This is a genomic window from Myxococcus faecalis (assembly GCF_050039385.1).
Lineage (GTDB): Bacteria > Myxococcota > Myxococcia > Myxococcales > Myxococcaceae > Myxococcus > Myxococcus fulvus.
Genome location: NZ_CP144336.1, coordinates 6,249,607 through 6,274,800, shown reverse-complemented (window position 1 = coordinate 6,274,800; position 25,194 = coordinate 6,249,607). Strand labels below are relative to the sequence as shown.

Here is a 25,194-nt window from a genome sequence, read left to right as displayed (position 1 = left end):
TCGGAGGCCTCGGTGATGTCCGTGCCCAAGGGGCACGGGTCCACGGCAGGTTTTCGGACTCGCAGGCGCGGGAGCCCCGGAGGGCGCCCACCTAGTGGCCGTCGCTTCCCAGTCCCGTGAGGGACCAGTGCTTCAATGACGGCGGTCGTTCCTGCACACCGCTGCGGGGCAGTCCCGGATTCGCACCGGGTTCCCTAGAGCCGCCGTGGTTCGCACGACGGCACCGAGGACGCGGCCGGGATATGGCGGGCGACAGGCATTGTCAATGGAGCGCGGTGACGTCGATGGCGTTGGACACGGGGCGTCGAGGGTCCACCGGGCACGCCTCCAGCGCGGGGCCCTTCGCGGTGGGCGTGGAGGAGCCCCTGCGCTCGGTGAGGGTGCCATCACCGACCTCCACGACGAAGACGCGGCCCGCGTTGGTGTCCGCCAGGTACACCGCGCCTCGGGACACGGCGAAGCGGCTGGCCACCGACAACAGGCAACCCGGTGCGCCGGGCTGACAGCCGGGATTCAGCGCGTAGGAGGCCACGGGGACATCGTTCTTCACCAGCACCAGCCCCGTGGAGCGAACGGACGTGGCGAGGTAGCCGTTGGCCGTGTCGTAGATGGCCTCACCGATGCAGGCGACCACGAGCTGGTCACCGACGGCTTCCACGTAGCCCGCGTTGAGGCAGCGCTCCTGGCCCAGGTCGATGGCGCTGACGGCGCCGGTGGCGGGGTCGATGCGCGCGAGCATGCCCGGCCCGTTGGGGCGGTAGTCGTTGGCGGGGTTGAGGTTGGTGAGCGCCACGTACACGTGGGTGCGCGTCGCCGTCACCGAGAACGGCAGGGGCATGGAGCCCGTGCCGTCGAAGGGCTTCAGGTCCAGGCCGGTGAGCGACAGCGTGTCCACCTTGCGCGGCTGCGTGGGGTCGGAGATGTCCACGCGCGCCACGGCGTTGCCGTGCTGGAAGTTGGAGCTGCCGGTGCCGAAGAGCGGGATGTAGAGCAGGTCGCCGAAGCGCGCGAGCGCCTGGGGGCTGGTGTTCGGGCCGAGGTTCAACTGCCCCACGGTGCGCAGGCCCAGGCCGTTGCCGTGGGACGGACCGTCACGGCGGAGCACCTGGAGCGTGTTGTTCACCGAGTCGATGACGTACACGTGGGGCGGGTCCACGAGGATGTCATTGGGGGAGCCGGACACGACGCCCAGCGAGTCCTCCTCGACGAGCGCGCCCAGGTTGCCTCCAGGCGCCTGGAGCAGCTTGCCGTTGGTCATGTCCGCGCCGAGCACGAAGCCATCCCAGGACGCGAGCGCCTGGATGCCCGCGCCGAACTCTCGGCGAGGTCCGAGCTGGTCCGTCCCCGCCTGGAGGCCCACGAGCTGCCCGTTGGTGAAGCACGCGGCCACGACGTCGTAGGTGCAACGCCCGGAGCGGCAGGACTGCGCGTCGGGGCACACGTTGCCGCAGGCGCCGCAGTGGAGCGCGTCCGTCTGGCCGTCCACGCACGCGCCGGAGCAGCGCAGCAGCCCCTCGGAGCAGCCCTCGCGACAGGTGCCGGACTCGCAGACCTGCCCGGCGGCACAGGCCGAGCCACACGCGCCGCAGTGGGCGACATCCGTCGCGGTGTCCACGCAGGCGCCGTTGCAGGACTCGGTGCCCGCGCGGCAACCACAGGCGCCGTCCTGACAGACCTCCCCCGAGGAGCACGTGGTGCCACAGGCGCCGCAGTGCGCGGTGTCGCTCCGCGTGTCCACGCAGGCGCCGTCACAGACGACGAGGCCGGAGGTGCAGACCACGCCCTCATCCGGACAGCCCGTGAGCACGAGCGCCGAGGCACAGAGCAGCGACAGGACGAGCAGCCTGGGCGCTACGAAGGAAGGAACAGGAAGCATCGAGTCCTCAGGAAGGGGAAGGCAGGCGCGGCATCACCGCGAACGACCGGTGCCAGGGAGAGCGAACACATGCGACGCGCACCTCGCGAGCGGGCCCCACGGACGAACCGGACGCGAGGAGCGTGCGTGCGAGATGCCCCCTGCGAGAGGACGGCGCTGCAACGGGTGCCGTGAACGACCGGCATGGGCACGCGAGCGCGCAGGGCGCGCAGCTCATGAGCCGAGCGGCCCAGCGAGAGTTGCGCGGGCGGCTGAGAGGACCGCACACCGACTGGCGACGGCGCGGTGTCACCTCGCACGCCACGCGCTCCGGAACAACTCCGGCGTCCGGGCTCACGGAGCACGCGGTGCATTCGAGCCCTCGGGAGCAGAAGGAGCCGGCTCGAGCGACACCGCGAGCGTCGCGTACGCCGCGCGCCCTGGCAGCGGGAAGCCGGTGAAGTCCTGTACCCGCGCGTCGAGCAGGTTCTTCACCTCGACCGACAGCGTCACCTCGGGCCGGTGCAGGAAGGTGCTGGAGGCCCCCACGCTCCACAGCGTGCGCGAGGGCAGAGAGCGCGTGCCCGTGCGGTTGACGAACTGCGACGCCTGATACAGCACCTCGGTGCGCGCGTTGAGCCACTCCGGCCCCGCGCGCAGGCGCCCCACCCACTTGTGTCGCGGGCGATTGGGCAGGTCCTGGTTGAAGTAGCGCGGGTCTCCAAACCGGTTCTGCGTGCGCAGCCACGTGTAGCCACCGCTCGCCGACAGCCACGAGAGCAGCCGCGCCTCCGCCTCCAGCTCCGCGCCCCACACCCGCGCGGCGTCGAAGTTGTACGGCCGCGCCATCATCGGCGGATACAGCTCGTACGCGATGAGGTCCTCGTAAAGCGCCGCGAAGCCGCCCGCCGTCACACTCCACCGAGGAGCCCCCGCCACCGTCGCCTGGGAGTCCCAGACCACCGCCGCGTCCGCGTAGAGCGCCCGCTCGGGCCTCAGCCCCGGATTGGGCAACAACGTCCCCTGACGGATGTACAGCTCCAGGAACGACGGCGCGCGATGCGACTGTCCCGCGTTCGCCCGAAGCCCCACGCCTCCGCCCAACGACAGCCACGCGCCGACCTTCGGCGAGAACAACCAGTAGGGCCCCACCCGCTCGAACCGCAGCGACGGCACGACGCTCAACACGTCAGCCACCAGCGCCCACTCGTCCATCACCATGACACTGCCGCGCCACCAGCTCGCGGACTGCGCGCCCTTCGCCTGGGTGACCTGCTCCCCCGACGACGCCACCGTGGCCGTCAGCGCATGCCCGCCCCCGAGCAGCGTCCGCCCCTCCACCTCCACCCCACCCACGACATGCCGCTGCGGACCTCCCGCCCCCAGCAGCCCCCCCGTCACCTCCAGGCCATCGCGACGGAAGAAGCCCCTCGCACTCGCCTGCGTCCCCAACCACCGCACGCCCAATGACAGCCGGTCCAGGTCCTGTCGCCCCGCGGACTGGGGGTTCTGTACCGTGCCCGGAATCGCGCGGTCCTCCAGCGACAGCTCGGACAGCACATCCAGCCGCGAGCCCCCCGGGAGCCGCCGCCGATACCGCAGCAGCACGCCTCCCCCCTTCGCGTCGTTGCGCGCGCGCGCCTCCGCCGTGACGGGGTTGTCCGGCACCGCGGGCAGCTCATCCAGCTCGTACGCGAAGTCCCCATCCGAGCGCCCCGCGTGCAGCAGCACCAGCGCGTTCCCGTCCAACAAAGGCCCGGTGATGGCCACGTGCCCCAGCGCCGTGTTCCAGCTCCCGTAGACCACCTCTCCACTGGCCCGCACGTGCGACGACGGCGCGCGCGTGACGATGTTCACCGCGCCGCCGAGCCCTCCCGAGCCATAGCGAGCCCCCGCGCCCCCGCGCAGCACCTCCAGTCGCTCCACCAATGCGGCCGGCACCTGCGACAGGTCCGCCATGCCGCCCGCGCCGTTGAGCGGGATTCCATCCAGGAACACCAGCACCCCGTTCGACGCCGCGCCGCGCACCACCAGGCTCTTGCTCTGCCCGTAGCCACCCGAGTCCTGCACCGCGAGCCCCACCGAGCCCACGAGCAGCTCCGCCGTGTCCCGCGCCTCGCCCGCATGCTCGCTCGCGTCGATGACGGTGATGGCGCCCGTGGGGTCGCGGCGCTCGGGGGCGTCGGGAGGCGGCGGCGCCTTGCCTCGCACCACCGTCGCGGGCACGACGACGTCGTCCGTCGCCTGCGCGCGCGCTCCGGAAGGCAGGCTGAGCGCCAGGCACACCAGGTGCCCGGCGAGGAAGGTGCGCCGCATGCTCCGCCTTCCGCTCTCTCCATCGAAGAGAGAAGGCCATCCGCACGTGCCGCCACGCGACACGTCCGCACCCTCGGGCAGGTCTCCTGGCTGATGGACTCCAGCTCCAGGCGCACGACGCGTCTGGCTGGAAGGGGGCTTCCGCCTTCCCCCGGAGCGTCCGCCTGGACACCGCCGGAGTGGCGACAACCGAAGTCCCCGGCCCTGACCTCAGGGCGGCCCATTCACAGTGGCGGGACCGCGCCGGAATCGCACCGGCTTCCCTCTTGAAAGCCCGACATGGGCACCCAAGGGCGCACCCCTTCTAGGAGCTGACTACCAGCGCGTCAAGCGCACCCGGGACGACACCTCGCACGCGCGCGCGTAGGACTCGAAGGCGCTCGCCTGCAGGAACACCACCTGCGCGCCCCCCAGTCGCAGCGAGGCCTGGCTGAACAGCGGCGTCGAGCGCCCCGGTACAATCAGCACCCCCTCCACGAAGGTGCCGCCGTGGCTCTCCAGGTCCGTCACGCTCCACACCTCGGTGTGCGGTTCCGGACGGAAGCGCGCGTGCTGTCGCGACACGGTGGGCTCGGGCAGGACGATGTCGCACTCGGGGCTGCGGCCCACCATCACCTCCGGCCCTCGGCCAGGGAAGCGCGGACACAGCTCGAACACCACGGGCTCCACGACTCGCGATGGAATCGGCACCTTCAGCGTCGGCGGCTCCGCCTGCGCCACGGAGCGCGGACGGCTCGGCATGGAGTCCCACACCAGAACGGGCCACCCGACCTCCCGCAGCAGGGCTTCGCGGTCCTCCTGGAGCCGGGACATCAGCGCGGACAGACGGTGGAGCACGACGAGCCCTCCAGGCCGGGAAGGTGTGCACGCAAACCTGTGCACGCCCCCTCGCCCTGTCCACCCCCCTTGCGTCACTCCACGGTTCCGCAGGCGCTCGCCAGCGAGAGGATGTCGGAGTCGTAGTGCAACGCCAGCGTGCCGGACGACTCGATGTGGCGCACGAAGACGGAGCCGAACACCTCCGCGTTGCCGCTGAGCGTCAGCGTGGCGCCGGGCGCGTAGAGGTTTCCCGCGAGCACACTGCCCGCGGAGATGCCCAGCGTCCCCGTCCCCGCGGCGTACACGCGCACCTTCGCCGGCGCGTCCACGGACCCCAGCAGGAGCTGGCCGGCCACCGTCATGTCGCCGCCCACGAACAAGTCCAGCTCCCCCGGCGGCACCACCTCCACCGAGAGCCGCTCGCCGATGACGACGCTGTCCCGCACGAAGAGCGCGGTGCGCTCGCGCACCACGAGGTTCAGCCGGCCCTGGCCCTCGATGCCCGTCAGGAAGAAGCGCCCGCACGGCAGCTCCAGCGTGCGCTCGCCGGTGAAGCCCTGCAGCGCCGAGGGCTCCAGGTCGATGACGTCGTTGTGGTTCTCGCGAGCGTGGTTGGCGATGAGCCCCTGGATGTCCACCACCGACGCGGTGTCCCCGCACGCGCACGGCGACACCGAGTCCACCGGCTCGCGCAGCACCTCGGCGGCCGTCACCGTGCCGGACATGCTGCGCTCCGCGGGCACCGCCAGCTTGCCCGCCACGCTCAGCGACGCGAGCCCCACGTCGCCGCGCACCCACGCGTCCCCCGTCACCTGCGCGGACACGTTGCCGCTGAGCGGACCGCCGCTGTACAGCCCGCCGCCCACCGACAGGCCGCGCCCCAGCAGGATGCCGTCCGCGCCGCCCGCGCTCAGCCCGCCGCCAATCGTCAGCGTGTCGTTGGCCGCGACGCCGCCGTTCGTCGCCACCGCACCGCCCTTGCCGCCCGGCACGTACTTGCCCAGCGAGCTCTTGAACGCATCCGTGGTGAGCGACGCGCTGAAGGCCAGCCGCTCGCACGAGCACAGCGCGTAGCGGAAGGCCCGCTCGGCCAGGTGCCCGCTGCACACCTTCGCGCCCGTGAGGCTGTCGCCCACCAGGAGCAGCGGCCCCGTGGACGCGCAGAAGGCGGTGTGGTCATCGGCGGGCTGCTCGCCCTCGCCCGTCGTCGGCCCGGCGTCCGACGAGGCCACCGGCCCCGCGTCGTTGCGAGGCGTCTCGATGAAGGCCACCGGGTCCTTCACCTCGCACGCGCTCCAGGCGCCCACCAACCCCAGCACGCAGAGGACCTTCGTCCCGGACTTCCACGGCGACACGTTGGCGCGACTCATCGACCTGAGACCTCCTTCAGCCGCTTCCGGGCCGCCACGGCATGGGGCGAATCGGGGTGACGCGCGACGAAGTCCTCCAACGCGCGCACCTCGCCGTCCCGGTCCCCCAGCGCGCGCAGCGCCTCGGTGACACCGTGGCTCGCCTCTTCTTCCAACAAGCCCCCGGGCCAGCCCTTCAGGGCCTCCTGGTACTGGCGCAGCGCCCCGCGCGCATCGCCCAGGTGCTCCAGCCTCAACGCGCCCGAGGCCACGCGCGCGACGTACGCGGACATGCCCTGGGGCTCGGCGCGGATGACGCGCAGGTAGAGCGCCTCGGCCGCCTTCCACTGTCCGGTGGCCCGATGCGCGTTGGCCCGGCGCAGCAGGTCCTCCGGCGCGGGCGCGGCGGACGGCGCGCTCATCCGGGGCTTCACCGGAGCGATGGGCTCCAGAGCGACCGCATCGGGCACCTCCGGCCCTGGAGGCACGGACCGCTCTCGCGCGACCGCACCGGGCACCGACGGCACGGGCGGCTCCGGCGCGAGCACCTCGGGCACGGGCACGACGGGCTCGGCGCGGGGCACCAGCGGCGCGGAGGGAGCGATGACCGCGGTGTCCTCCGGAGCAACAGGCTCCTGGCGACGCCAGAGCTGCCAGGTCGCGACCGCCGCGGCGCCGACCACGAGCAGGGCCCCGCCCATCCACCAATGCGGCCGGTGTCGCCGACGCGGGGGCGGCGACGGCGCGTCCATCGCGGCCAGGAGCGCGGCCTGCACCAGCGCGGCGGACTTCTGCCGCGACAACCGGCGCGCGGGTCCGGAGCCGTCATCCAACGGCATAAGCAGCTCGTCCGGCCCGTCCTCATCCACGAGCCGACTCATGCCGCACCTCCCTCCGGAGCGCCACCCGCATCCGTGGCCAGCGCGCGCAGCGCCGTGCGACCCAGCCGCAGGCGGCTGCGAATCGTCTCGAAGGGAATCCCCAGCTCGTCCGACACCTCCGGCACGCTCATGCCGAGCACATGGTGCAGCACCATCGCATGCCGCTGCTCGTCGGGGATACGGTCCAGCAGCATCACCATGCGACGGCGGTGGACGTACTCGTCCGGCGGCGCGTCCTCGGACGGCACCGCCATCAGCTCCGCCGGCTCCTCGCCCCTGCGCGCCTCGGTGCCCCGGGCGCGCCGGAGCCACGCGAAGGTGGTCCTCGCGACCACCCGGTCCGCCCACGAGTGGAACGGCCCCTCTCCCCGGTACGAGGGCAGCCCCCGGAGCAGCGCGATGAGCGCCTCCTGGGCGATGTCCTCCACGTCCCCGTCGCCGTGCACCAGGTAGCGCACCAGGTTGCGCACCCGGGGCAAGAGCTCCAGCAGCAAGGACTCGGCGGCCTCCTTGCGCCCCTGGATGGCCGCCTGGATGCGCGGGTCCACTCCAGGTCTTGCCCTGCCGATGGCTTCCGGACCCGTGCTCGTCATCGACCCCATGGAGGGAGGCCGAGGCGAAAACGGGTCATCACCGCTCATGGCAGCAGCACCAGCGCCAGGGACGCCCTGGGCCGGATGGCCCAACCCTGATTGCGTGGCACGAAGTTTCCATTCTCGGAGTAACCCAGCTCGGGCCGCCCCACCGCCGCGTCGGCGGCCACGGACAGCTCCACGGCGAGCAGCCGCGAGAAGCTCCACCGCAGGGACGTGTCGGGCCCCACCAGCAGCGCGGGGATGAAGCGCGGCTTGGCGGCCTGGATGCCCGGGAAGTACGACTCCGTGCTGCGGCCGAAGAGCAGCAGGCCCGCCCCCGCGCCCAGGCCCCAGCGCAGGGCGCCCGTCTCCAGCAGCGGGAAGTCCAGCCACAGCCCGCCCGAGTACTGCTCCAGCTTCACGTCGGTGCGCCCATCCGGGAGCATGCGCGCCAGGCTCAGCGAGAGCAGCAGCCGCAGCCGCGCCGAGGGGAACTCCCACCCGGAGCCAATCAGGAACCCCTGCTGGCCGGAGTCCGTGTACCCATCCAGCGCGGCGAGCCCGCCCACCATCACCTGCCACCGCAGGGAGCGCGCGTCCTTCGAGGCCGGCGGATAGGTCCACAGCTCCGGGGGCACGACGACGGGGCCGGCCTCGGGTTCGAGCACGGGCACGGGGGGCGCGGCGGCCTCCACCACCTCGCCCAGGGGCGTGCCCGCCTCCACCGCGCGCAGGGCGGAGCGCACCACGAGCGCCACGGCCTCGGCGCCCGCGGACCACTCGAGCGCGCCGGGTTGTCCCTCCAGCTTCGCGGTGCGGATGAAGAGGTGCCGGCTGCCGGGCTCGGCGAAGTGGACGCGCAGCTCGGAGCCGGAGCGCTGGAACCAGAGCACCGCGCGGGCCTGGTGCGCGTCCGCGAGCTCGACGGCGGAGCGCCACTGGGCCTGGGGCGGGCCCTCCAGGGAGGGGCCCGGCATGGCGCGCAGCTCCACCGGCAGGTCGCTGCTCTGTCCGCGCACGCGCTCGAGCAGGGCGCCGTCCTCCGCGGAGGCAATGCGCGCCACGGCCAGCCATGCGCCGCCGCCGTCCTCCGCGCGAGCCTCCACGCCCAGGCACAGGGCGGCGACGAGCCCCAGCCGAATCAACACGACGCCCGATGCCATGAACGCGAGGCTAGCTTTCGCGTGTGGCCGAAGGAAGCCCCCGGGTTCCCCGGACCCGCTGTACAGCAGGTGCATCGGAAAAGATGCGCCGCGCCTGCAATCCCGGGCGGACAGGCGTCACGTTCCCTCGTGCCGCCGCCTGCCCTCGCGGGGCCTGGAATCAGCGCCGGACGCTGGGGGGTGAGCGCAGCTCGCGGCTGACGGCCTCCGCATCGCGGAAGACCCGTAGGAGATTGCCGCCCAGGATCTTGTGCAGCTGCTCCCGCGTGTAGCCCCGGGCGAGCAGCGCCTCGGTGATTCGCGGCAGGTCCGCGACCGAGTCGAGTCCCTGTGGCGCGGAGTTGATGCCATCGAAGTCCGAGCCCAGGCCCACGTGGTCCACGCCGGCCACCTTCGCGATGTGGTCGATGTGGTCGATGACGGCCTTGAGCGGAGGACGCGGCACCTTGGCGGCCCACTCCCAGCCGGCCTGGGACTGGGCTCGGAAGCGCGTGACGGGGTCGGAGTCCTGGTGCTTCGCCTCCACCGCGGCCAGGGCGGCGGCGCGCTCCTGGGACATGGCGGCGTAGGCCTTGCGGTAGTCGTCGTCGACGAAGGCGGAGAAGAAGTTCACCATGACGACGCCGCGGTTGGCAGCCACGGCCTTGAGCATCTCGTCCGTCATGTTGCGCGGGTGGTCCGTGAGCGCGCGAGCGGACGAGTGCGAGGCAATCACCGGCGCGCGCGTCACCTTCAGCGTGTCGAAGAAGGTCTTGTCGGACACGTGCGAGACGTCCACGAGCATGCCCAGCCGGTTCATCTCCCGCACCACGTCGCGGCCGAAGTCGGTGAGGCCGTCGTGGTGCTTCACGGTGGTGTCGGTGATGTCGCCCGACGAGTCGGCCCACTCGTTCGTGTTGGACCAGGTGAGCGTCATGTAGCGCACGCCCAGGCGGTAGAAGTCGCGCAGCACGCCCAAATCGTTCTGGATGGCGTGGCCGCCCTCGACGCCCAGCAGCGTGGCCAGCCTCTTCTGCTTGCCGGAGCGCGCGGCGACGATGTCCCTGGACGACAGCGCGAGCACCATCTGGTCCGGGTGCTGCTCCACCGCGGTGTGCACCGAGTCGATGATGCGCAGCGCCTGGTGCGTGTAGCGGCCGGCGTACTCCTTGGGCTCCACCCAGATGGAGAAGAAGGCCGCGCCCAGGTTGCCCTCCCGCGCGCGCGTCAGGTCCAGGTGCCCCTGGCCATTGGGCGGCTTGGAGCCCACGTCGAAGCCCTCGTTGAGCATGCGCAGGGGCGTGTCCACGTGGGTGTCGATGATGAGCGCCGAGTCATGGATGGCGCGGGCCTTGGCGGAGACGGGCGCGGGCGCCGCGGCGAGCGACGGGGCGGTTCCCAGGACGACCAGGGCGGCGAGGACGGAGCGGTTCACGCAAGGCACCTCGGGACGGCGGGACGGGTGGGCGCACTCTTTCACGGAGAGGGGATGGGTTGAAGCCGCGTCCCCTCGGGACGAACGTGCGTCCAGGCACGACGCAAGCGCCCCGGGAACGGTGCGCCAGGGGCCCCATCCCGCGCGCTCCCGAGTGAAGTCCACCCTGGCGCGACGCATGCAAAACCTCCGGCCAGGTCCCTCCCGACGCCGCGCGTCCCCCGATGCGCACCCGGGCTCGTCCGATGGGGAACCAAGGAGCCGGTCGATGGTGTGGCAAGTCGAGGCAGCTCAAGAAGCGGGCAGCATCCGCATCACCTACGACCTCGAGTGGCTGCACCAGGTCATGCTCGCGTCCGCGAACTCGATGGTGCCCTTCACGAGGTTCTCGACGGGCGCGAACCTGGGGACGCGGTCCTATCCCCGCTCGTACAGCCCGGGCTTCGTGCTGGGCCGGGGCAAGCCGCTCGACACCTCGTCGAAGGGAGGCGGACGTCAGCCGCTCAGCAACGGGGGCGGCATGTACTCGCTGCTCTCCCTGTTCGAGGAGGGTTGCGCTGGGCTGGCCGTGCCGCTCAGCGACATCGCCATCCTGTCCAAGCGGGCGGTGTGCCAGGCGGTGCTCGCCGGCTTCGTGCAGAAGGGCAAGAGCTTCCACGTCGAGGGGGGCACGCGGCTCGCGATGGAGCGAGGCCCGGGCTGGCAGATTCACGGCTATCCGATGCTGTGCATCCTCGGAAACGAGGCGCAGGCCTTCCCCTCGAAGCTGAACAACCAGGGCCAGTGGCGAATCATCCAGTGCGTCTTCGGGGCCAGGCTCACGCGCGCGCTGCGCGCCCGCGGCATTGGCATCGAGGTCGTCTCACGCGAGGGCTTCGGCTCGGTCTTCCCCACGCTCGCGGACATCCCCAACGGCATCCGGCTGGACCCGGGGCTCTTGCCTCCTGCCGCCGGGGCCGAGGCCATCATCGAGGCGCTCGACTTCACCGGCGAGTTCATCACCGCGATGCTCAAGGTGATGCCCAAGGTGGTGCCCTCGAAGGTGCCGCCGGTCATCAAGCTCATCACGTCCCTGGAGGGCTATGGGGATGACCAGCTCGCCGCGCTCGACCGCCTGATGTCGGCCTTGCACGCCCTGACGAACAACTCCCCCAAGGCCACGGCGGCGAACTACGCGGAGCTCATCGGCAACTTCAACGGCAGCGAGGTGGCGTGCTCCTGGGCCTTCGAGAACAACCAGGTCTCCTACACCCTCGCGGGCGTCCTCCCACGCGTCCAGGGTCCCAAGAAGAAGCGCAAGCCCGAGCCCGATGACTCAGGCTACGGGTCGGAGTCCGAGTACGAGGATGACGACTCGGACCTGCTGCCGTCGAGGAAGCCCACCAAGGGAGACGGAGACGCGCCGGTCGAGGTGAACGACAGGCTCGTCCTCAAGAAGGCCTCGCTGGTGTCGGGCATGGCCGCGCTCCGGTCGGCGACGATGTTCGGGATGCTGTATTCGAACTGGCTGTTCTCCTCGAAGGGCGGCGCCAAGCTGGACTCCCAGGGCGAGCCCCTGCCCATCCAGTCCTGGGCGCCCTACTTCGAGCTCGACCATGACGAGCTCTACGCGTCACTGGACAGCAAGGTCGGCACCCGCGTCCTGGTCTTCGACGGCGCGCCCAATCCCATCAACATCGACAACAAGCCCTTCGTGTCCGCGCGAGAGCTCGGGGCCATCATCATCGACACGACCAACAACACCACCCTGGAGCGGGCCGAGTACCTGGCCTTCTTCCAGGGCTTCCTGGCCACGTCGAAGACGTCGCGAGCAGGCGGGTTGCTGATCCTGGTCGAGAGCGCGAGCAAGCACCCGACGGGAGGAGACCTCGTCCACGGCATCATGCGTGTCTGTGGCACCCCCCTGTCGGTCCAGACCTTCTTCGATGGGCTGCTCAAGCACCAGCTCAAGCTCAAGTCCAAGGAGGGGAAGACGGCCCGGGAGCTGAACGTCCTCTCCTCCGTGGAGACGAACTTCCGCAGGATGATGCTCGAGCAGCGCCTGCTGATGCGCAACCTGGACCTCTTCAACACGGGCATCGACTTCGACCGCCCGAACCTCAAGCTCCCCGGGAGCCTGTCGCTGGGGAGCCCCCTCGTGGTCATCCAACCCCCGAGCCAGGACGTCGTCGTGCCCGTCCGGCCCCGCGTCCATGACTTCCCCCTGCTGAGCCCTCACAACCTGGGCAAGGTGAAGCGGCGGGTGCTGGCGGAGCCCTCCCCTCGGGTCATCGACTTGCCTCGCAAGAAGAAGTCCCAGGTCTCCGGGAGCCAGGAGTCGGGCTCGCCGCGGGACGGGGAGAAGGAGGCCGAGGACCTGGAGTCGAAGCGCAAGGAGTACGAGGCCCTGGGACACTTCAGCGACCCCAGCGCCCTCCCGAAGCTCGACGACGAGGGGACCTACTACGAGGAGGACGACATCTACTGCCTCCAGCGCTACTACCTCCAGGGCCACCCGCACGTCGCGGTCCTCCCCGGCATCAGCCGCGTCCAGTGGCGGGAGATGAACCGCTCCGCGTACAGCACCGCCGTCCATGGGGCCATCACCACGGCGACGACCGTCATCATCCAGCCGCTCCACCGCCACCGCAACCACTGGGCGCTGCTCTACATCACGCTCGGGGCGCCGAACCTCCTGGGACGTCGCAAGGCGAAGCTGCTCTACATCGACCCGCTCAGCCCCGACGACGTGCCGGTGGAGGACCTCCAGCTGCTCAACCTGCCATTCCCTGGCATCGAGGCGGAGAGCTGCACCGTCCGCTACCAGGACGACCGCGACGGGAACGAAGCGCTCGCCCAGGACAGCTGTGGCGCGTGGGCCGTCCAGCTGGCGGTGTACCTGGTCGAGCATGACGGCGCGCTGCCCGCGCCCCCCGACAACCCGCGGACCGCGGCGATGGACCTGCGGGTGGCCCACATGACCGTGATTGCGGAGGCCAAGGCGATGGACCTGCCCCAGGCGCCCGATGACCTCTCGCAGCACGTGGGCGCGCCCAGCCCCATGCTGCGACGGAGCAACAGCGTGGGGAACCTGTCGGGCGTGAGCCGGTCCAACCCCCTGTCCACGAAGAAGCCCTACCACGAGCTGTGATGGAGCCGGGGGCGCCTGCGTGCGCCCCCACGGGCGAAAGGCCCCGAGCGCGCGGGCTCGGCGGCGAGCGATGGGGTGGTTCCCAGGACGACGAGGACGGAGCGGTGGAGCGTCCTTCGTCGCGTCAGAGCCCCACTACGGCGACTCGCCCACCACCCTGTGCCGGATGCCCTTCAGCTTGTCGGGATTGCGCATGACATAGATGGCGACGATGCGGCCGTCCTCGATGCCGAACGCCGTGGTCTGCAACACCCCCTCCGCATCCACCGTGACGTACGCGGGCAGGCCGTCGATGGTGCCCTCGTGAACCAGCTGCGCCGAGCTCACGGCGGGAGCGCGCCACACCCCCTGGAAGAAGCGCAGCAGCTTCTCCTGACCGTAGACGGGATTGGGAATCGCCCTCGCCTTGCCACCGCCGTCGGCATACAGGACGGCGTCCTGGGCCAGCAGGGTCTGGAGCGCCTGCATGTCACCGCTCTGGGACGCGGCATGGAACGCCCGTGCCAGCTCATGGCCCTTCGCCTCCGTCACGGGGAAGCGGGGCCGGGCCTCCCGCACATGCGCTCGCGCCCGGCTGGCGAGCTGGCGGCACGCCGCGGGAGCGCGGTCGAGGGCCTTCGCCACCTGCTCGAAGTCCATGCCGAACACGTCGTGCAACAGGAACGCGGCGCGCTCCAGGGGTGACAGGCGCTCCAGGGCCATCATCAAGGTCAGCGTCAAATCATCGCCCTCCACTGTTTCGATGATGGGCTCCGGCAGCCAGGTCCCCACGTACTCCTCGCGCCGGACGCGCGCGGACTTCAGGACATCCAGGCACAGGCGCGTCACCGTGCGGACGAGCACGGCCTCGGCGTCCCGCACGGCCTCGCGGTCCGTCTGATGCCAGCGCAGATACGCCTCCTGCACCACGTCCTCCGCCTCCGCGACGATGCCCAGCATCCGGTAGGCGATGCGGAGCAGCCGGGGGCGGAGCGGGTCGAAGACGTCCGCGGGCGTCGAGTCAGGCGGCTTCACTGCGCGGGCTCACCGGGTGGACCATGCGGAAGCCGAGCACGAGCCGGTTCGCGGTGTTGATGAGGCCAATCAGGAGGGTCAGCTTCACGATTTCTTCCGGGGTGAAGTGGGGTTCGAGCGCGGCGTAGTCCTCATCCGGAGCGTGGGTCGTGGACAGGAGCGTCAGGGCCTCGGTCCAGCCCAGGGCCGCGCGCTCACGCTCGGTGTACAGCGGCGACTCACGCCAGCCGTTCAGCAGGAAGATGCGCTCCTCGGTCTCCCCCTGGGCGCGGGCGGCGCGGGTGTGCAGGTGGATGCAGAAGGCGCAGCCATTGATCTGGGACGAGCGGATCTTCACGAGCTCGCGGAGGCTCGGCTCCAGGCCCAGGGCCTCCACCTTCTTGCTGAAATCCACCATGAGGTTGAGGGCGTCGGGCGCGACCGCGAAGGCGTTCATCCTGGGCTTCATGTACGGCTCCTCGTTCTGGGGGCGAAGTGCCCTTCCAGCCCCAAGGACGACGCAGCCGATGCACCGTGTGACATGGCCCTGTCGAATGTCCAAGGCGTCTGGGCGTGGGACTGGCTCACCCAGCCGGCGCCACGCGGGCCTGCCTGACGGGCCGGGCTGCTCGCGAGGCAGCGGCGAGGGGGATGAAGGGCCCCTCAGGGACGCGCGCCCGGCGCCGCCACGCCCAGGCCCGTGTAGACGGTCTCCAGCCAGCGGTCCGTCTTGACGTGCCCCTCGCCGAAGCCCTTGAACTTCTCCGGCAGGCCCTCGGCCTTCACCTGCTCCAGCGTCTTGCCCGCGACCTTCTTGCGCCGCACGAGCGTCGTCGTCTCGCGCAGCATGGCGACGAAGCGCTCCAGCGCCTCGCGGCCGCTGAGCGGTCCGTGGCCCGGGATGATGCGCACGCCGGGAGGCAGGCCCGCGAGCAGCGCCTCCGCGTTGCGCACGTAGCCCTCCACGTTGCCGCCCGCCTCCAGGTCGATGACGGGGAAGCGGTCCGCGAAGAAGAGGTCGCCGGTGTGCAGGACGTTGCTGCCGACGAAGAGCACCACGCTGTCGCCGTCCGTGTGGCCCGCGGGCAGGTGCGTCAGGCGCACCTCCTCGCCGTTGAACCAGAGGCTCAGGCCTTGTTGAAAGGTGACGACGGGGCGCGCGTGCTCCGGCGCGGGAGGAAGTGTCTCTCCTCGGCGCGTCCTCGGCTTGGACATGCGCTCGCGAACGGCGGCGTGGGCGATGAGCGTCGCCTCGCGTCCGAAGGCGGCGTTGCCTCCGGTGTGGTCGCTGTGCACGTGCGTGTTGACCACATAGGCCAGCCGCTGCCTGCCGAGCTTCTTGAGGGCCGCGCGCAGCTTGTCGGCGAGGGGCGCGAACTCGGTGTCCACCATGAGCTGGCCGTCCGACCCCACGGAGACGGCGATGTTGCCACCCGCGCCCTGGAGCAGGTGGATGTTGCCCGCTACCGGCGTCGCGCGCACCTCCACCTGGGAAAAGTCGCGCTCCTGAGAGAGCGCGAGACACGGCAACAGGACGAGCACGGCGGCGACGGCCTTCATGGAACCTCCAGACGGCGGGTGACGCGGCACGGCGCGTCTTAGCAAACGCCCCGCGATTTCATTCCCGAGCCCCGACACGGTTCATCCCCACGTCCACCGTGACGCTCTCGCCTCGCGAGAAGCCGCTGGAGTCCCGTCGCCCGTCCTCGCGGTGGGACGGCTCGCGCGCACACGCACGGTGGCGCGACCACCTCTCCAGAGGGAGCACGCGCTGGCACGACGGCTGCTCATGCCGGAGTCGACCTCAGGCGGTCGAACGAATGAGGCGGTCCGCGCCGTGGTGGCGCGGTGTCGAGTGTGGAGGTGGATGATGCTGATGGCGGGGAAGCGACTGGCGGTGTTCTCCATTCGTGAGGGCAAGGGCGGGAGCATCTGGGTGAGGGCGGGCAGCGCGTTCGTGAACAAGGACGGCTCGCTCAACGTGCTGCTGGATGTGCTGCCGCTGGACGGCAAGCTGCACGTGCGGGAGGCGGCGGAGAAGCGCGAGACCCCGGGCATGGGCGGGCGCTACGCGGGCGAGGTGGGCCTGGACGCCGCGCCCGTGGGTGGCCACTCGTGAGGGCCGTGTGGGCGGCGCTGCTCGTGGGCCTCTGGGTGGGGTGGCCCAACGCAGCGGAGGCGGCCAGGCCACGCCACCAGTTCACGGGCGTGGTGAACCTCAACGAGGCCTCGGCCTCACAGCTCGACCTGCTCCCGGGCATCGGTGAGAAGGCGGCGCAGCGCATCATCCAGCATCGGGAGAAGCGCCGCTTCCAGCGCGTGGAGGAGCTCGTGCGGGTGAAGGGCTTCGGCAAGAAGAAGTTCCTCAAGCTCAAGCCCCACCTCGCGCTCGACGGCCCCACCACCCTGAGGGTGGAGCAGGTCCTCATTCCCGCGGACGGAAAGGAGGTGGTCGCCACGAACAACTGACGCAACGAGTCCATTCTTTCGGGAAAGGTCGCCGCCCGGGTTTTCTCCCTTCGTGGCCCGGGCGGCGACTGCTGGGTGAGGGGGCAAGCCCGGGGACGCCCCGGCGCATCGCAACGGACGTTTGTATCCGGGCCCTGGCTGGTAGAGCATCCGCCGCCATGAACCGACGACTGCCCCGACTGCTCACCGCGCTGCCCGTGTCGGCCGCGCTGGTCGCTCCGCCCGTGCTCGCGTGTACCAGCATGCTGGTCAACAAGGGGGCCACGGCGGACGGCGCCACCCTGATGACGTACGCCGCGGACGCCCACGAGCTCTACGGTGAGCTGTACTACACGCCCGCCCGCCGCCACGCCGCGGGGGCCCAGCGCGACATCATCGAGTGGGACACCGGCAAGCACCTGGGGCGCATCCCCGAGGCCCCGGTGACGTACTCCGTCGTGGGCAACATGAACGAGCACCAGCTGTCCATCGGCGAGTCCACCTTCGGTGGCCGCAAGGAGCTGGAGGGCCCCGCCGGCATCGTCGACTACGGCTCGCTCATCTACATCGCGCTGGAGCGCGCGAAGACGGCGCGCGAGGCCATCCAGGTCATGACCACGCTGGTGGCCGAGCACGGCTACGCGTCCGGCGGCGAGTCCTTCTCCATCGCCGACCCCAAGGAGGCGTGGCTGCTGGAGATGATTGGCAAGGGCGCGGGCCAGAAGGGCGCCGTGTGGGTGGCGCGCAAGCTGCCCGAGGGCCACATCACCGCGCACGCCAACCAGGCGCGCATCGAGCAGTTCCCGATGAACGACCCGGAGAACGTGCTCTTCTCCAAGGACGTCATCTCCTTCGCGCGCGAGAAGGGCTGGTTCAAGGGCGCGGACAAGGACTTCAGCTTCGCCCAGACGTACAACCCGCTCGACTTCGGCGGGCAGCGCTTCTCCGAGGCGCGCGTGTGGAGCATCTTCCGGCGCGCGGCCCCGTCGAAGAACTTCGGGCCGGAGTACGCGGACGGCTCGGCCCCCAACAAGCGGCTGCCCCTGTGGGTGAAGCCCGACAAGAAGTTGTCCGTGCAGGACGTGATGTCGCTGATGCGCGACCACTTCGACGGCACGCCGCTCGACATGACGAAGGACGTGGGCGCGGGCCCCTACGCCCTGCCGTACCGGTGGCGGCCGATGACGTGGGAGGTGGATGGCAAGAAGTACGTGCACGAGCGCGCCATCTCCACGCAGCAGACGGGCTTCTCCTTCGTCGCCCAGATGCGCGCCTCCATGCCCGCCCCCATCGGCGGCGTGCTGTGGTTCGGCGTGGATGACACGTCCATGACGGTCTACACGCCCATGTACGCGGGCATCCGCGAGGTGCCGCGCAACTTCGCCCAGGGCGTGGCCAGCCGGGGCAGCTTCTCCTGGGACTCGTCCTTCTGGGTGTTCAACTGGGTGTCCAACCAGGCCTACGCGCGCTGGAGCGACATGTCCGTGGACGTGCACAAGGAGCAGGGCGCGCTGGAGGGCCAGTTCCTCGCGGACCAGGCCGACATCGAGCGCACCGCGCTGGAGCACTACAAGCGCAGCCCCGAGGAGGCCCGGCGCTACCTCACCGAGTACTCGCTCAGCCAGGGCGAGAAGGTCCACACGCGCTGGAGGAAGCTCGGCGAGACGCTGCTCGTGAAGTACATCGACGGTAACGTCCGCGACGAGCAGGGCAAGGTGAACCACCCCAAGTACCCGGACAGCTGGTACCGGCGCATCGCGCAGGAGCGCGGCAAGAGCATCCAGATGCCGCCCGAGCCCGAGGAGCCCAAGCCCGCCGCCCCCCCCGCGCCCGCCAACAAGGCGCCCCCCGCCCCGGCCGCCCCCAAGCCCACCGTGGCGCCCGCGCCCTGAGCGTCCCGCCCTCCCCTCCCGGGGAGGCCTCGGGCCTTCCATGTTCCGGAGTGCCCACCGAGGAATCCGGCGCTCCGGCCCCCACCTGGCGGGGTGGGCGGCCGGGCGCTCCCCTGAGGGGTCCTGCGGGGCCGGGGCACGAAAGCCCCACCCTTCTGTCCTCAGTGACTGATAGACAACGCCATCTGGCGGCGGGGGACCCCGAGGATTGGACACCTCCCGCGGCTCCATGGACATGGCAGAGACAGGGAGACGGCAGGTGAAGGAAGATGAAGGCATGAAGGACGCGGCCACCGGGGAACCGGAACCTCACGAAGGCGAGCGGCTCAAGGGGCCGCCCCTCGGCGAAGTGCTCGAGTTCATGCGGCTGTTGTGGGCCGTGGACCACGGGCTCCAGTCCACCTCGAAGCGGATGGAGTCGACGCTGGGCCTGACGGGTCCGCAGCGGCTGGTCATCCGGCTGGTGGGCCGCTTCCCCGGCATCACCGCGGGGACGCTCGCGCAGATCCTCCACGTCCACCCCAGCACGCTGACGGGTGTCCTCAAGCGGCTGGAGAAGCGCGCCCTGCTGGAGCGCAAGTCGGATCCGCTCGACGGGCGCAAGGCGCTGTTCGCGCTGACCGAGGCGGGGCGCTCGCTCGACATCCCCTCCGAGGGCACCGTCGAGTCCGCCGTGCAGCGCGTGCTCGGGCGGCTGTCGCGCTCGCGCATCCTCGCCACCCAGGACGTGCTCACCGCGCTCGCGCAGGAGCTGGGTGGGCTGCAGCCGTCCGAGGTGGAGATGGGCGCGGACGAGGCGCGCAAGGAAGAGGTCCGCAAGTAGTCCGTCGCCGAGCAGCGTCACGGCCCGCCCCCCTCGCGGGCCGAGAACCTCGGCGCCGCCCCTCCGGAGTGAATGGCCCCCGCGTGGCTCGAGCGCGGCGAGGCGCCTCCGTCCCTTCCCGTTCGTGCGTGGGCCGCTCCCCCGCCTGCCCGCCAGACGAGGTGCTCGCCATCCCGTGCCCCAGGGCGCATCCGAGTCCCGAGCCCTGGCCCGCTTCCGAGTCATGACGGGCACTTGGCGCGCCCCGTCGGGACGAAGGGCACGGCCCTCGCGCGTTGCCTCCCGGACCCTCCGTCGGCCGCGTCCTTCGTGCGTCGGACACCCTCGCCGCGTCCCGAGCGAAATCGACGTGTCCAAGCTCCTCGCGGCGCGTCGGACGTTGCTAGAGAATCGGGAAATAGGCACCCCTGTCGGGGGTTGCCTCGCGAACGAGCGGACAGGACAGCGTGAACCTCGACACCCCGCAGAGCCCAGGCCCCGAGCTGCCGCCCCCGCCACCTCCCCCTCCGTCCGCCCCCGCGTCGAGGGGCCGGCGCTCGCGAGGCGAAGGGGTCCGGGCGCTCCTGGCCTCCGTGCGCCAGCGCCAGCGGCGCTACCTGTGGCTGCAGGGCACCGCGCTGGGGTTCCTGGCCGCGTGCGTCTTGTGGGTGGGCGGAGGCCTGCTGGGCCTGTGGGCGCCGCGCCTGGGCGGCAGCCTGCTGGGCCTGGCGCTGCCGGTGGGCGTGGCGCTGGCGTGTGTCTTCGGGCTGTGGCTCGCGCGCCGCCGCGTGGGGGATGACACGCTCACCGCGCGGCTCGTCGGTGAGCGCCGCCCGGAGCTGTCCCTGGACGTGCTCGCCGCCGTGGAGCTGATGCGCGAGGACGGCGCGCACGCCAACGGCTCGCCCGAGCTGGCCCAGGCCTTCCTCCAGCAGATGGACATGCGCGTGCGCACCGTGGACGCGCGCTCCGTCGTCGACTCGCGCCCCGCGCAGCGCACCGCCCTGGCCGCCTGCGGCGTGCTGCTGCTGCTCGCGCTGGTGATGGGCCTGTTCGGCGAGAAGTGGGCCGCGGGCGTCAAGCGCGTGCTCGACACGGCGAAGACGCCCGAGGCCAAGGCCCAGGTGGAGCCGATTACCGGCGACATCGAGCTGACGTATCGCTACCCCGCGTACACCGGCCTGTCCCAGCGCACCGTCCCCGGCACCGACGGCGCGGTGAGCGCCCCGGCCGGCACGGAGATTCAAATCAAGACGCGCTCGGACCGCCCCGTGGAGCGCGCGGAGCTGGTCATCAACGGCGAGGCCCTGCCGCTCCAGGTGACGGGCAACCGGGATTTGACGGGCACCTTCGTCGCCAAGCAGGGCGGCCACTACCGCTTCGCCTTCTACGGCACGCGCGAGAAGCCCATCGCCGTGGGCCCCGACATCCCCCTCACCGTGGAGGCGGACAAGGCGCCGCAGGTGTCGCTCTTGACGCCCGCCGCGGAGCTGGAGGTGGACCCCGGCCAGAAGGTGACGCTCAAGTACGAGGCCACCGACGACTACGGCCTGTCCGGCCTGTCGCTCGTCTTCCGCACGCCCGGCGCGCAGCAGGACACGCGCGTGCCGCTCCGACGCGAGGACGGCCGGCGGAGCCGCGACACGTACACGTGGGACCTGGGCTCGCTCAAGGTCGACGCGGGCGACCGGATTACGTACTTCGTGGAGGCGCAGGACAACGACGCGGTGGAGGGCCCCAAGAAGGGCGTCAGCCGCACGCACGTGCTGCGCATCTACTCCGCCGCCGAGCACCACCGCGCCGCGCTGGAGAAGGCCGAGCAGCTCTGGGGCCGCATGGTGGACCACCTGGCGGACCGCCTGGAGGGGCCTGACCGCGCGAAGCAGAAGGACGCGCAGGCCATCGCCGCCGCGGGCGCGGTGGACACCAGCGGCCAGCAGCTCATCACCGACATGCGCACCCTGGCGCAGACGCTGTCGCGCGAGCGCGATGTCCCCACCGAGCTGGTCTCCGCGCTGGCCAACATCTCCGAGTCGCTGGGCAGCCACATCAACGGCACCGCGGACTTCCGCCGCCTGTTCCTGCGCACCCAGCGCTCGCGCGGCGAGGACTGGGGCACCGGCAACCGCCTCACCGCCGTGGTGACGGAGGAGATTACCGAGCTGGAGAAGGACATCCTCTACCTGGAGGCGCTGCTGGACCGGCAGAAGCTGGAGGCGCTGCAGGAGATGGCCAGGCAGCTGGCCGGCGAGCGCCGCGAGCTGTCGCGCCTCATCGAGGACTTCAAGGCCAACCCGGACGAGGCCGCGCGCCAGGCGGTGATGGAGCAGATTCAACAGCTCAAGGCGCGCATCCAGGAGCTGATGCAGCGCATGGCGGAGATGCGCAAGGGCATCCGCGACGAGCACCTCAACGCCGAGGCCCTGTCGGAGATGATGAAGGAGCAGGACCTGCAGTCCGCCCTGGACGACGTCGAGAAGCTGATGCGCGAGGGCAAGACGGACGAGGCGCTCGCGAAGCTGCAGGAGCTGGGCATGCAGATGGACGAGATGCTCAAGGGCCTGGACGACGCCAACGAGGAGTTCGGCGGCGAGCAGTACCCGGAGCTGGCCGAGAAGTTCGGCAAGTTCATGGAGGAGCTCAAGGGCACCGTCGACGAGCAGCAGCGCGTGGCGGAGCAGACGCGCCAGCTGCGCGACCAGGCCCGGGCGCAGAACAAGGAGAAGCTCTCCCAGCGCGGCGAGGCCATCAAGGACGAGCTCTTGCGCAAGGTGCAGCAGGCCCAGCAGAGCTACGACAAGCTCAACCCGGAGCACCTCAACAGCCGCGCCGCGCGCCCGCTGGAGGAGGCCCAGTCGGAGCTGTCCAACGTGGAGAACGCGCTGAAGGTGAACGACTTCGACCTGGCCGCCGAGGCCGCCGCCCGCGCCGAGGACGCCGCCCGCCAGCTGGCCGGCATGGGCGAGCAGCAGAAGCAGCTCGACGAGATGTTCGGCAACCCGCCCGAGGTGCGCCAGCAGTCCTCGGAGCTGGCGCAGCGGCTGGACCGCGACGCGCGCAACGTGCAGGACGTCAACCGCCAGCTCCAGAACCTCTTCCCTCCTCCCGGCTCGCAGCTGTCCCAGCAGGAGAAGCAGCAGCTGCAGCAGCTCGCCCAGCAGCAGCAGCAGTTGGAGCAGCGCGCGCAGGGGCTGCGCCAGCAGATGGAGGAGATGGAGCAGACCGCGCCCCTGTTCGGCGAGGAGGCCGCGCAGCAGATGGAGGGCGTGGGCCAGCGCATGGGTGAGGCCGCCCAGCGCATGCAGGGCAAGGACCCGGGCCGGGGCTACGGCGAGCAGCAGGCGGCGCTCGAGGGCCTGAAGCAGTTCCAGCAGCAGATGCAGCAGGGCCAGAAGGGCAGGAAGGGCGGGCTGCCGCTGCCGGGCGGCATGAGCGGGCGCAAGCAGGGCCAGTCCGGACGAGACCCCAAGGACCAGGTGGAGCTGCCCGACGAGGACGCCTTCCAGGCGCCCAAGGAGTTCCGCAAGGACCTGCTGGACGCGATGAAGCAGGGCGCGCCGGAGAAGTACCGCGAGCAGGTGAAGCGCTACTACGAGGAGCTGGTGAAGTGAGGGACGCCCGGATGAATCACTGGGGAGCGCTGGTGCTGGCGCTGGGCCTGTGCGCGGCCATGCCCGCCTCCGCGCAGGAGTCCTCGCTCAAGGACGAGGTGAAGACGCGCCTGGGCCAGGTGGAGTCGGCGCTGGATGACTGGGACGTGCCGGGCGCCCGGCGCGAGCTGTCCGAGGTGGAGGCGCTGATTCCCGCCGACGTGGAGCCCCTGAAGTACTACCAGGGCCGCGTGGCCTTCGAGGAGGGCCGCTACGACGACGCGGTGGGCCTGCTGCAGGGCGCCAACATCGAGGACAAGCCGGGCAGCTACCTGCGGCTGGCCAAGGACACGCGCGACATCGTCAAGAACCACCAGCGCGCGGAGAGCGAGCACTTCATCTTCCTCTACCCCAAGGGGAAGGAGGCGGTGCTGGTGCCGTACGCGCTGGAGACGCTGGAGGCCATCCACCGCGCCATGGCGGAGGACCTGGGCTGGACGCCTCCGGGCGGCAAGATTCGCGTGGAGGTGGTGAACAACGCGCGCGAGCTGGCCAAGGTCAGCACGCTCACCGAGAAGCAGATCCGCACCACCGGCACCATCGCCATCTGCAAGTTCAACAAGCTGATGGTGACCAGCCCCAAGGCGGTGGCGCAGGGCTACGACTGGCAGGACACGCTGGCGCACGAGTACATCCACCTCGTCGTCAGCCAGATGAGCCGCAACACGGTGCCCATCTGGTTGCACGAGGGCCTGGCCAAGTTCCTGGAGTCGCGCTGGCGCGGCAAGGCGGGCCTGGCGATGACGCCCTCCACGCAGGCGCTGCTCGGCAAGCGCGTGAAGGCGGACAAGCTCATCCCGTTCGAGAAGATGCACCCGTCCATCGCGCTCTTGCCCACCGCGGAGGACGCGGCCACCGCGTTCGCGGAGGTGTTCTACGCCATCGACTACGTCCACCAGTCCAAGGGCGCCGCGGGCCTGCGCGCCGTGGTGCAGGGGCTCAAGGCCGGCCAGTCCGACAAGAAGGCGGTGGAGACGGCCATGGGCATGCCGTTCGGCCTGTTCGAGAAGGCCTGGCTCGCCCACATCAAGAAGCAGCCCTTCCCCATGGAGCTGGTGCCGCGCGACGACCGCGTGGTGCTGAAGGAGGACGCCAAGGGCAAGGTGAAGGAGGACGGCGAGAAGAAGGGCCGTGAAATCTCCTTCGGTGACTTCAACGAGGTGCAGGAGGTCCCCGCGCGCAAGTTCGCGCACCTGGGGGAGCTGTTGCGCGAGCGAAACCGGGTGAAGGCCGCCGCCGAGGAGTACGCCAAGGCGCACAAGCTGGTGGGCGACAAGTACGAGTCCGTCTCCAACAAGTACGCGCTGACGCTCCTGGAGCTCAAGCGCCTGGACGAGGCGGAGAGCGTGCTGCGCGGCAGCCTGCGCGTGCACCCCGGCGCGCCCGCCACCAACGTGCACCTGGGCCGCATCCTCCTGCACCGCAAGGACTACCCGAAGTCGAAGACGGCGTACCTGGAGGCGCTCGCGTCGGACCCGTTCGACCCGGAGATCCACGTGGCGCTCACGCGCATCCACGGCGCGCTCGGCGAGGCGGAGCTGGCGGGCCGCGCGAAGACGGCGACCGCGGTGCTCACGGGCCTGAAGCCCGAAGAGGTGGACGAGCTGGCGCGCAGGTTCCTCCAGGAGGAGGCGGAGCTGTCCGGCACCAGCGTGCCCGCCTCCGGCGGCGACAAGCCCAAGGCGCCCGCCGCTCCCGCCGCGAGCACACCCGACGCCGGCCGCTGAAGGCGCTCTGCGTTCGAGCGCGCCCGACGCCGGCTGCGGAAGGCGCTCTTGCCCTTGAGCGCTTCCGACGCCGACCGCTGAAGGCGGCCCGCCCTCGACGCAGGCCGTTGTTGAAGGAGCCTGTCGCCCGCGAACGCGGGCCACCCCGCACGTCCCTCGCGCCCGTCGGGCCGGGGAGCG

18 protein-coding genes and 2 riboswitches are annotated in these 25,194 nt (G+C 71.0%); of the genes, 7 read left to right on the top strand and 11 right to left on the bottom strand.

The annotated features are described in order from the left end of the window. Nucleotides 1–27 precede the first annotated feature (27 nt). Nucleotides 28–243: riboswitch (cobalamin riboswitch) on the bottom strand. A 19-nt stretch (nt 244–262) separates the two neighbouring features. The 8 genes from VZQ01_RS25215 to VZQ01_RS25180 all read right to left on the bottom strand — a co-directional run bounded on the left by VZQ01_RS25215 (nt 263) and on the right by VZQ01_RS25180 (nt 10,372). Further along, a complete protein-coding gene (locus VZQ01_RS25215) occupies nt 263–1,876 on the bottom strand; it encodes an MXAN_6577-like cysteine-rich protein (RefSeq protein ID WP_426744892.1) in 1,614 nt (537 codons plus the stop codon). Between the two features lie 333 nt (nt 1,877–2,209). Next, nucleotides 2,210–4,171, bottom strand: coding sequence for a TonB-dependent receptor plug domain-containing protein (locus tag VZQ01_RS25210; RefSeq protein WP_426744891.1), 1,962 nt, complete (start codon nt 4,169–4,171; stop codon nt 2,210–2,212). 59 nt (nt 4,172–4,230) lie between these two features. Beyond that, nucleotides 4,231–4,477, bottom strand: a riboswitch (cobalamin riboswitch). Between the two features lie 9 nt (nt 4,478–4,486). Next, on the bottom strand, nt 4,487–5,008 hold the full coding sequence (locus VZQ01_RS25205; protein ID WP_223746943.1) for an FHA domain-containing protein: 522 nt from the start codon (nt 5,006–5,008) through the stop codon (nt 4,487–4,489). A 74-nt stretch (nt 5,009–5,082) separates the two neighbouring features. Next, the gene (locus VZQ01_RS25200; RefSeq protein WP_426744890.1) at nt 5,083–6,360 is read right to left on the bottom strand and encodes a DUF7305 domain-containing protein; all 1,278 of its coding nucleotides are present in this window, start codon (nt 6,358–6,360) and stop codon (nt 5,083–5,085) included. After that, on the bottom strand, nt 6,357–7,220 hold the full coding sequence (locus tag VZQ01_RS25195; protein ID WP_426744889.1) for a tetratricopeptide repeat protein: 864 nt from the start codon (nt 7,218–7,220) through the stop codon (nt 6,357–6,359). The genes VZQ01_RS25200 and VZQ01_RS25195 overlap by 4 nt, the downstream gene beginning before the upstream one ends. After that, nucleotides 7,217–7,813 (bottom strand): RNA polymerase sigma factor, encoded by a 597-nt coding sequence (locus VZQ01_RS25190; protein ID WP_426744888.1) that lies wholly within the window; start codon nt 7,811–7,813, stop codon nt 7,217–7,219. Before VZQ01_RS25190 ends, VZQ01_RS25195 begins: the two co-directional genes overlap by 4 nt. Before the next feature lie 44 nt (nt 7,814–7,857). Then, nucleotides 7,858–8,958, bottom strand: a complete 1,101-nt coding sequence (locus tag VZQ01_RS25185; protein ID WP_223746939.1) for a hypothetical protein — start codon at nt 8,956–8,958, stop codon at nt 7,858–7,860. Nucleotides 8,959–9,118: 160 nt separating this feature from the next. Beyond that, nucleotides 9,119–10,372 carry a dipeptidase gene (locus VZQ01_RS25180; RefSeq protein ID WP_426744887.1) on the bottom strand — a complete coding sequence of 418 codons (1,254 nt, stop codon included), beginning with the start codon at nt 10,370–10,372 and terminating at the stop codon, nt 9,119–9,121. A 268-nt stretch (nt 10,373–10,640) separates the two neighbouring features. Here VZQ01_RS25180 and VZQ01_RS25175 point away from each other — a divergent pair, with 268 nt between their 5' ends. Next, nucleotides 10,641–13,502, top strand: coding sequence for a hypothetical protein (locus VZQ01_RS25175; RefSeq protein WP_223782692.1), 2,862 nt, complete (start codon nt 10,641–10,643; stop codon nt 13,500–13,502). Between the two features lie 135 nt (nt 13,503–13,637). Here VZQ01_RS25175 and VZQ01_RS25170 read toward each other — a convergent pair whose 3' ends face one another. The 3 genes from VZQ01_RS25170 to VZQ01_RS25160 all read right to left on the bottom strand — a co-directional run bounded on the left by VZQ01_RS25170 (nt 13,638) and on the right by VZQ01_RS25160 (nt 16,055). Then, complete coding sequence (locus VZQ01_RS25170) at nt 13,638–14,441, bottom strand: sigma-70 family RNA polymerase sigma factor (protein ID WP_426748989.1); 804 nt, start codon at nt 14,439–14,441, stop codon at nt 13,638–13,640. Between the two features lie 61 nt (nt 14,442–14,502). Next, nucleotides 14,503–14,964 carry a carboxymuconolactone decarboxylase family protein gene (locus VZQ01_RS25165; RefSeq protein WP_223746936.1) on the bottom strand — a complete coding sequence of 154 codons (462 nt, stop codon included), beginning with the start codon at nt 14,962–14,964 and terminating at the stop codon, nt 14,503–14,505. Nucleotides 14,965–15,158: 194 nt separating this feature from the next. Continuing rightward, a complete protein-coding gene (locus VZQ01_RS25160) occupies nt 15,159–16,055 on the bottom strand; it encodes an MBL fold metallo-hydrolase (RefSeq protein WP_426744886.1) in 897 nt (298 codons plus the stop codon). A 310-nt stretch (nt 16,056–16,365) separates the two neighbouring features. Between VZQ01_RS25160 and VZQ01_RS25155 the strand changes: the two genes are divergently transcribed. The 6 genes from VZQ01_RS25155 (at nt 16,366) to VZQ01_RS25130 (ending at nt 25,014) form a co-directional block, all read left to right on the top strand. Beyond that, on the top strand, nt 16,366–16,614 hold the full coding sequence (locus VZQ01_RS25155; protein WP_194869429.1) for a hypothetical protein: 249 nt from the start codon (nt 16,366–16,368) through the stop codon (nt 16,612–16,614). Further along, nucleotides 16,611–16,964, top strand: a complete 354-nt coding sequence (locus VZQ01_RS25150) for a ComEA family DNA-binding protein (RefSeq protein ID WP_267699302.1) — start codon at nt 16,611–16,613, stop codon at nt 16,962–16,964. Before VZQ01_RS25155 ends, VZQ01_RS25150 begins: the two co-directional genes overlap by 4 nt. Nucleotides 16,965–17,122: 158 nt before the next feature. Next, nucleotides 17,123–18,835: a dipeptidase gene (locus VZQ01_RS25145; RefSeq protein ID WP_223746933.1), complete on the top strand. Its 1,713-nt coding sequence runs from the start codon at nt 17,123–17,125 to the stop codon at nt 18,833–18,835. 277 nt (nt 18,836–19,112) lie between these two features. Then, entirely contained in the window at nt 19,113–19,658 is a 546-nt protein-coding gene (locus VZQ01_RS25140) for a MarR family winged helix-turn-helix transcriptional regulator (RefSeq protein WP_223747243.1), read from the top strand. A gap of 446 nt (nt 19,659–20,104) precedes the next feature. Beyond that, a complete protein-coding gene (locus VZQ01_RS25135; protein WP_426744885.1) occupies nt 20,105–23,248 on the top strand; it encodes a DUF4175 family protein in 3,144 nt (1,047 codons plus the stop codon). Nucleotides 23,249–23,259: 11 nt separating this feature from the next. Further along, nucleotides 23,260–25,014 (top strand): peptidase MA family metallohydrolase, encoded by a 1,755-nt coding sequence (locus VZQ01_RS25130; RefSeq protein ID WP_223782696.1) that lies wholly within the window; start codon nt 23,260–23,262, stop codon nt 25,012–25,014. The last annotated feature ends 180 nt before the right edge of the window (nt 25,015–25,194 follow it).

Excerpts from the sequence above, each read along its gene's own strand:
- VZQ01_RS25215 (WP_426744892.1), bottom strand. The coding sequence starts at position 1,876 with ATGCTTCCTGTTCCTTCCTTCGTAGCGCCCAGGCTGCTCGTCCTGTCG.
- VZQ01_RS25210 (WP_426744891.1), bottom strand. The coding sequence starts at position 4,171 with ATGCGGCGCACCTTCCTCGCCGGGCACCTGGTGTGCCTGGCGCTCAGC.
- VZQ01_RS25200 (WP_426744890.1), bottom strand. The coding sequence starts at position 6,360 with ATGAGTCGCGCCAACGTGTCGCCGTGGAAGTCCGGGACGAAGGTCCTC.
- VZQ01_RS25195 (WP_426744889.1), bottom strand. The coding sequence starts at position 7,220 with ATGAGTCGGCTCGTGGATGAGGACGGGCCGGACGAGCTGCTTATGCCG.
- VZQ01_RS25190 (WP_426744888.1), bottom strand. The coding sequence starts at position 7,813 with ATGACGAGCACGGGTCCGGAAGCCATCGGCAGGGCAAGACCTGGAGTG.
- VZQ01_RS25185 (WP_223746939.1), bottom strand. The coding sequence starts at position 8,958 with ATGGCATCGGGCGTCGTGTTGATTCGGCTGGGGCTCGTCGCCGCCCTG.
- VZQ01_RS25175 (WP_223782692.1), top strand. The coding sequence starts at position 10,641 with ATGGTGTGGCAAGTCGAGGCAGCTCAAGAAGCGGGCAGCATCCGCATC.
- VZQ01_RS25170 (WP_426748989.1), bottom strand. The coding sequence starts at position 14,441 with ATGCTGGGCATCGTCGCGGAGGCGGAGGACGTGGTGCAGGAGGCGTAT.
- VZQ01_RS25165 (WP_223746936.1), bottom strand. The coding sequence starts at position 14,964 with ATGAAGCCCAGGATGAACGCCTTCGCGGTCGCGCCCGACGCCCTCAAC.
- VZQ01_RS25160 (WP_426744886.1), bottom strand. The coding sequence starts at position 16,055 with ATGAAGGCCGTCGCCGCCGTGCTCGTCCTGTTGCCGTGTCTCGCGCTC.
- VZQ01_RS25155 (WP_194869429.1), top strand. The coding sequence starts at position 16,366 with ATGCTGATGGCGGGGAAGCGACTGGCGGTGTTCTCCATTCGTGAGGGC.
- VZQ01_RS25145 (WP_223746933.1), top strand. The coding sequence starts at position 17,123 with ATGAACCGACGACTGCCCCGACTGCTCACCGCGCTGCCCGTGTCGGCC.
- VZQ01_RS25140 (WP_223747243.1), top strand. The coding sequence starts at position 19,113 with ATGAAGGACGCGGCCACCGGGGAACCGGAACCTCACGAAGGCGAGCGG.
- VZQ01_RS25130 (WP_223782696.1), top strand. The coding sequence starts at position 23,260 with ATGAATCACTGGGGAGCGCTGGTGCTGGCGCTGGGCCTGTGCGCGGCC.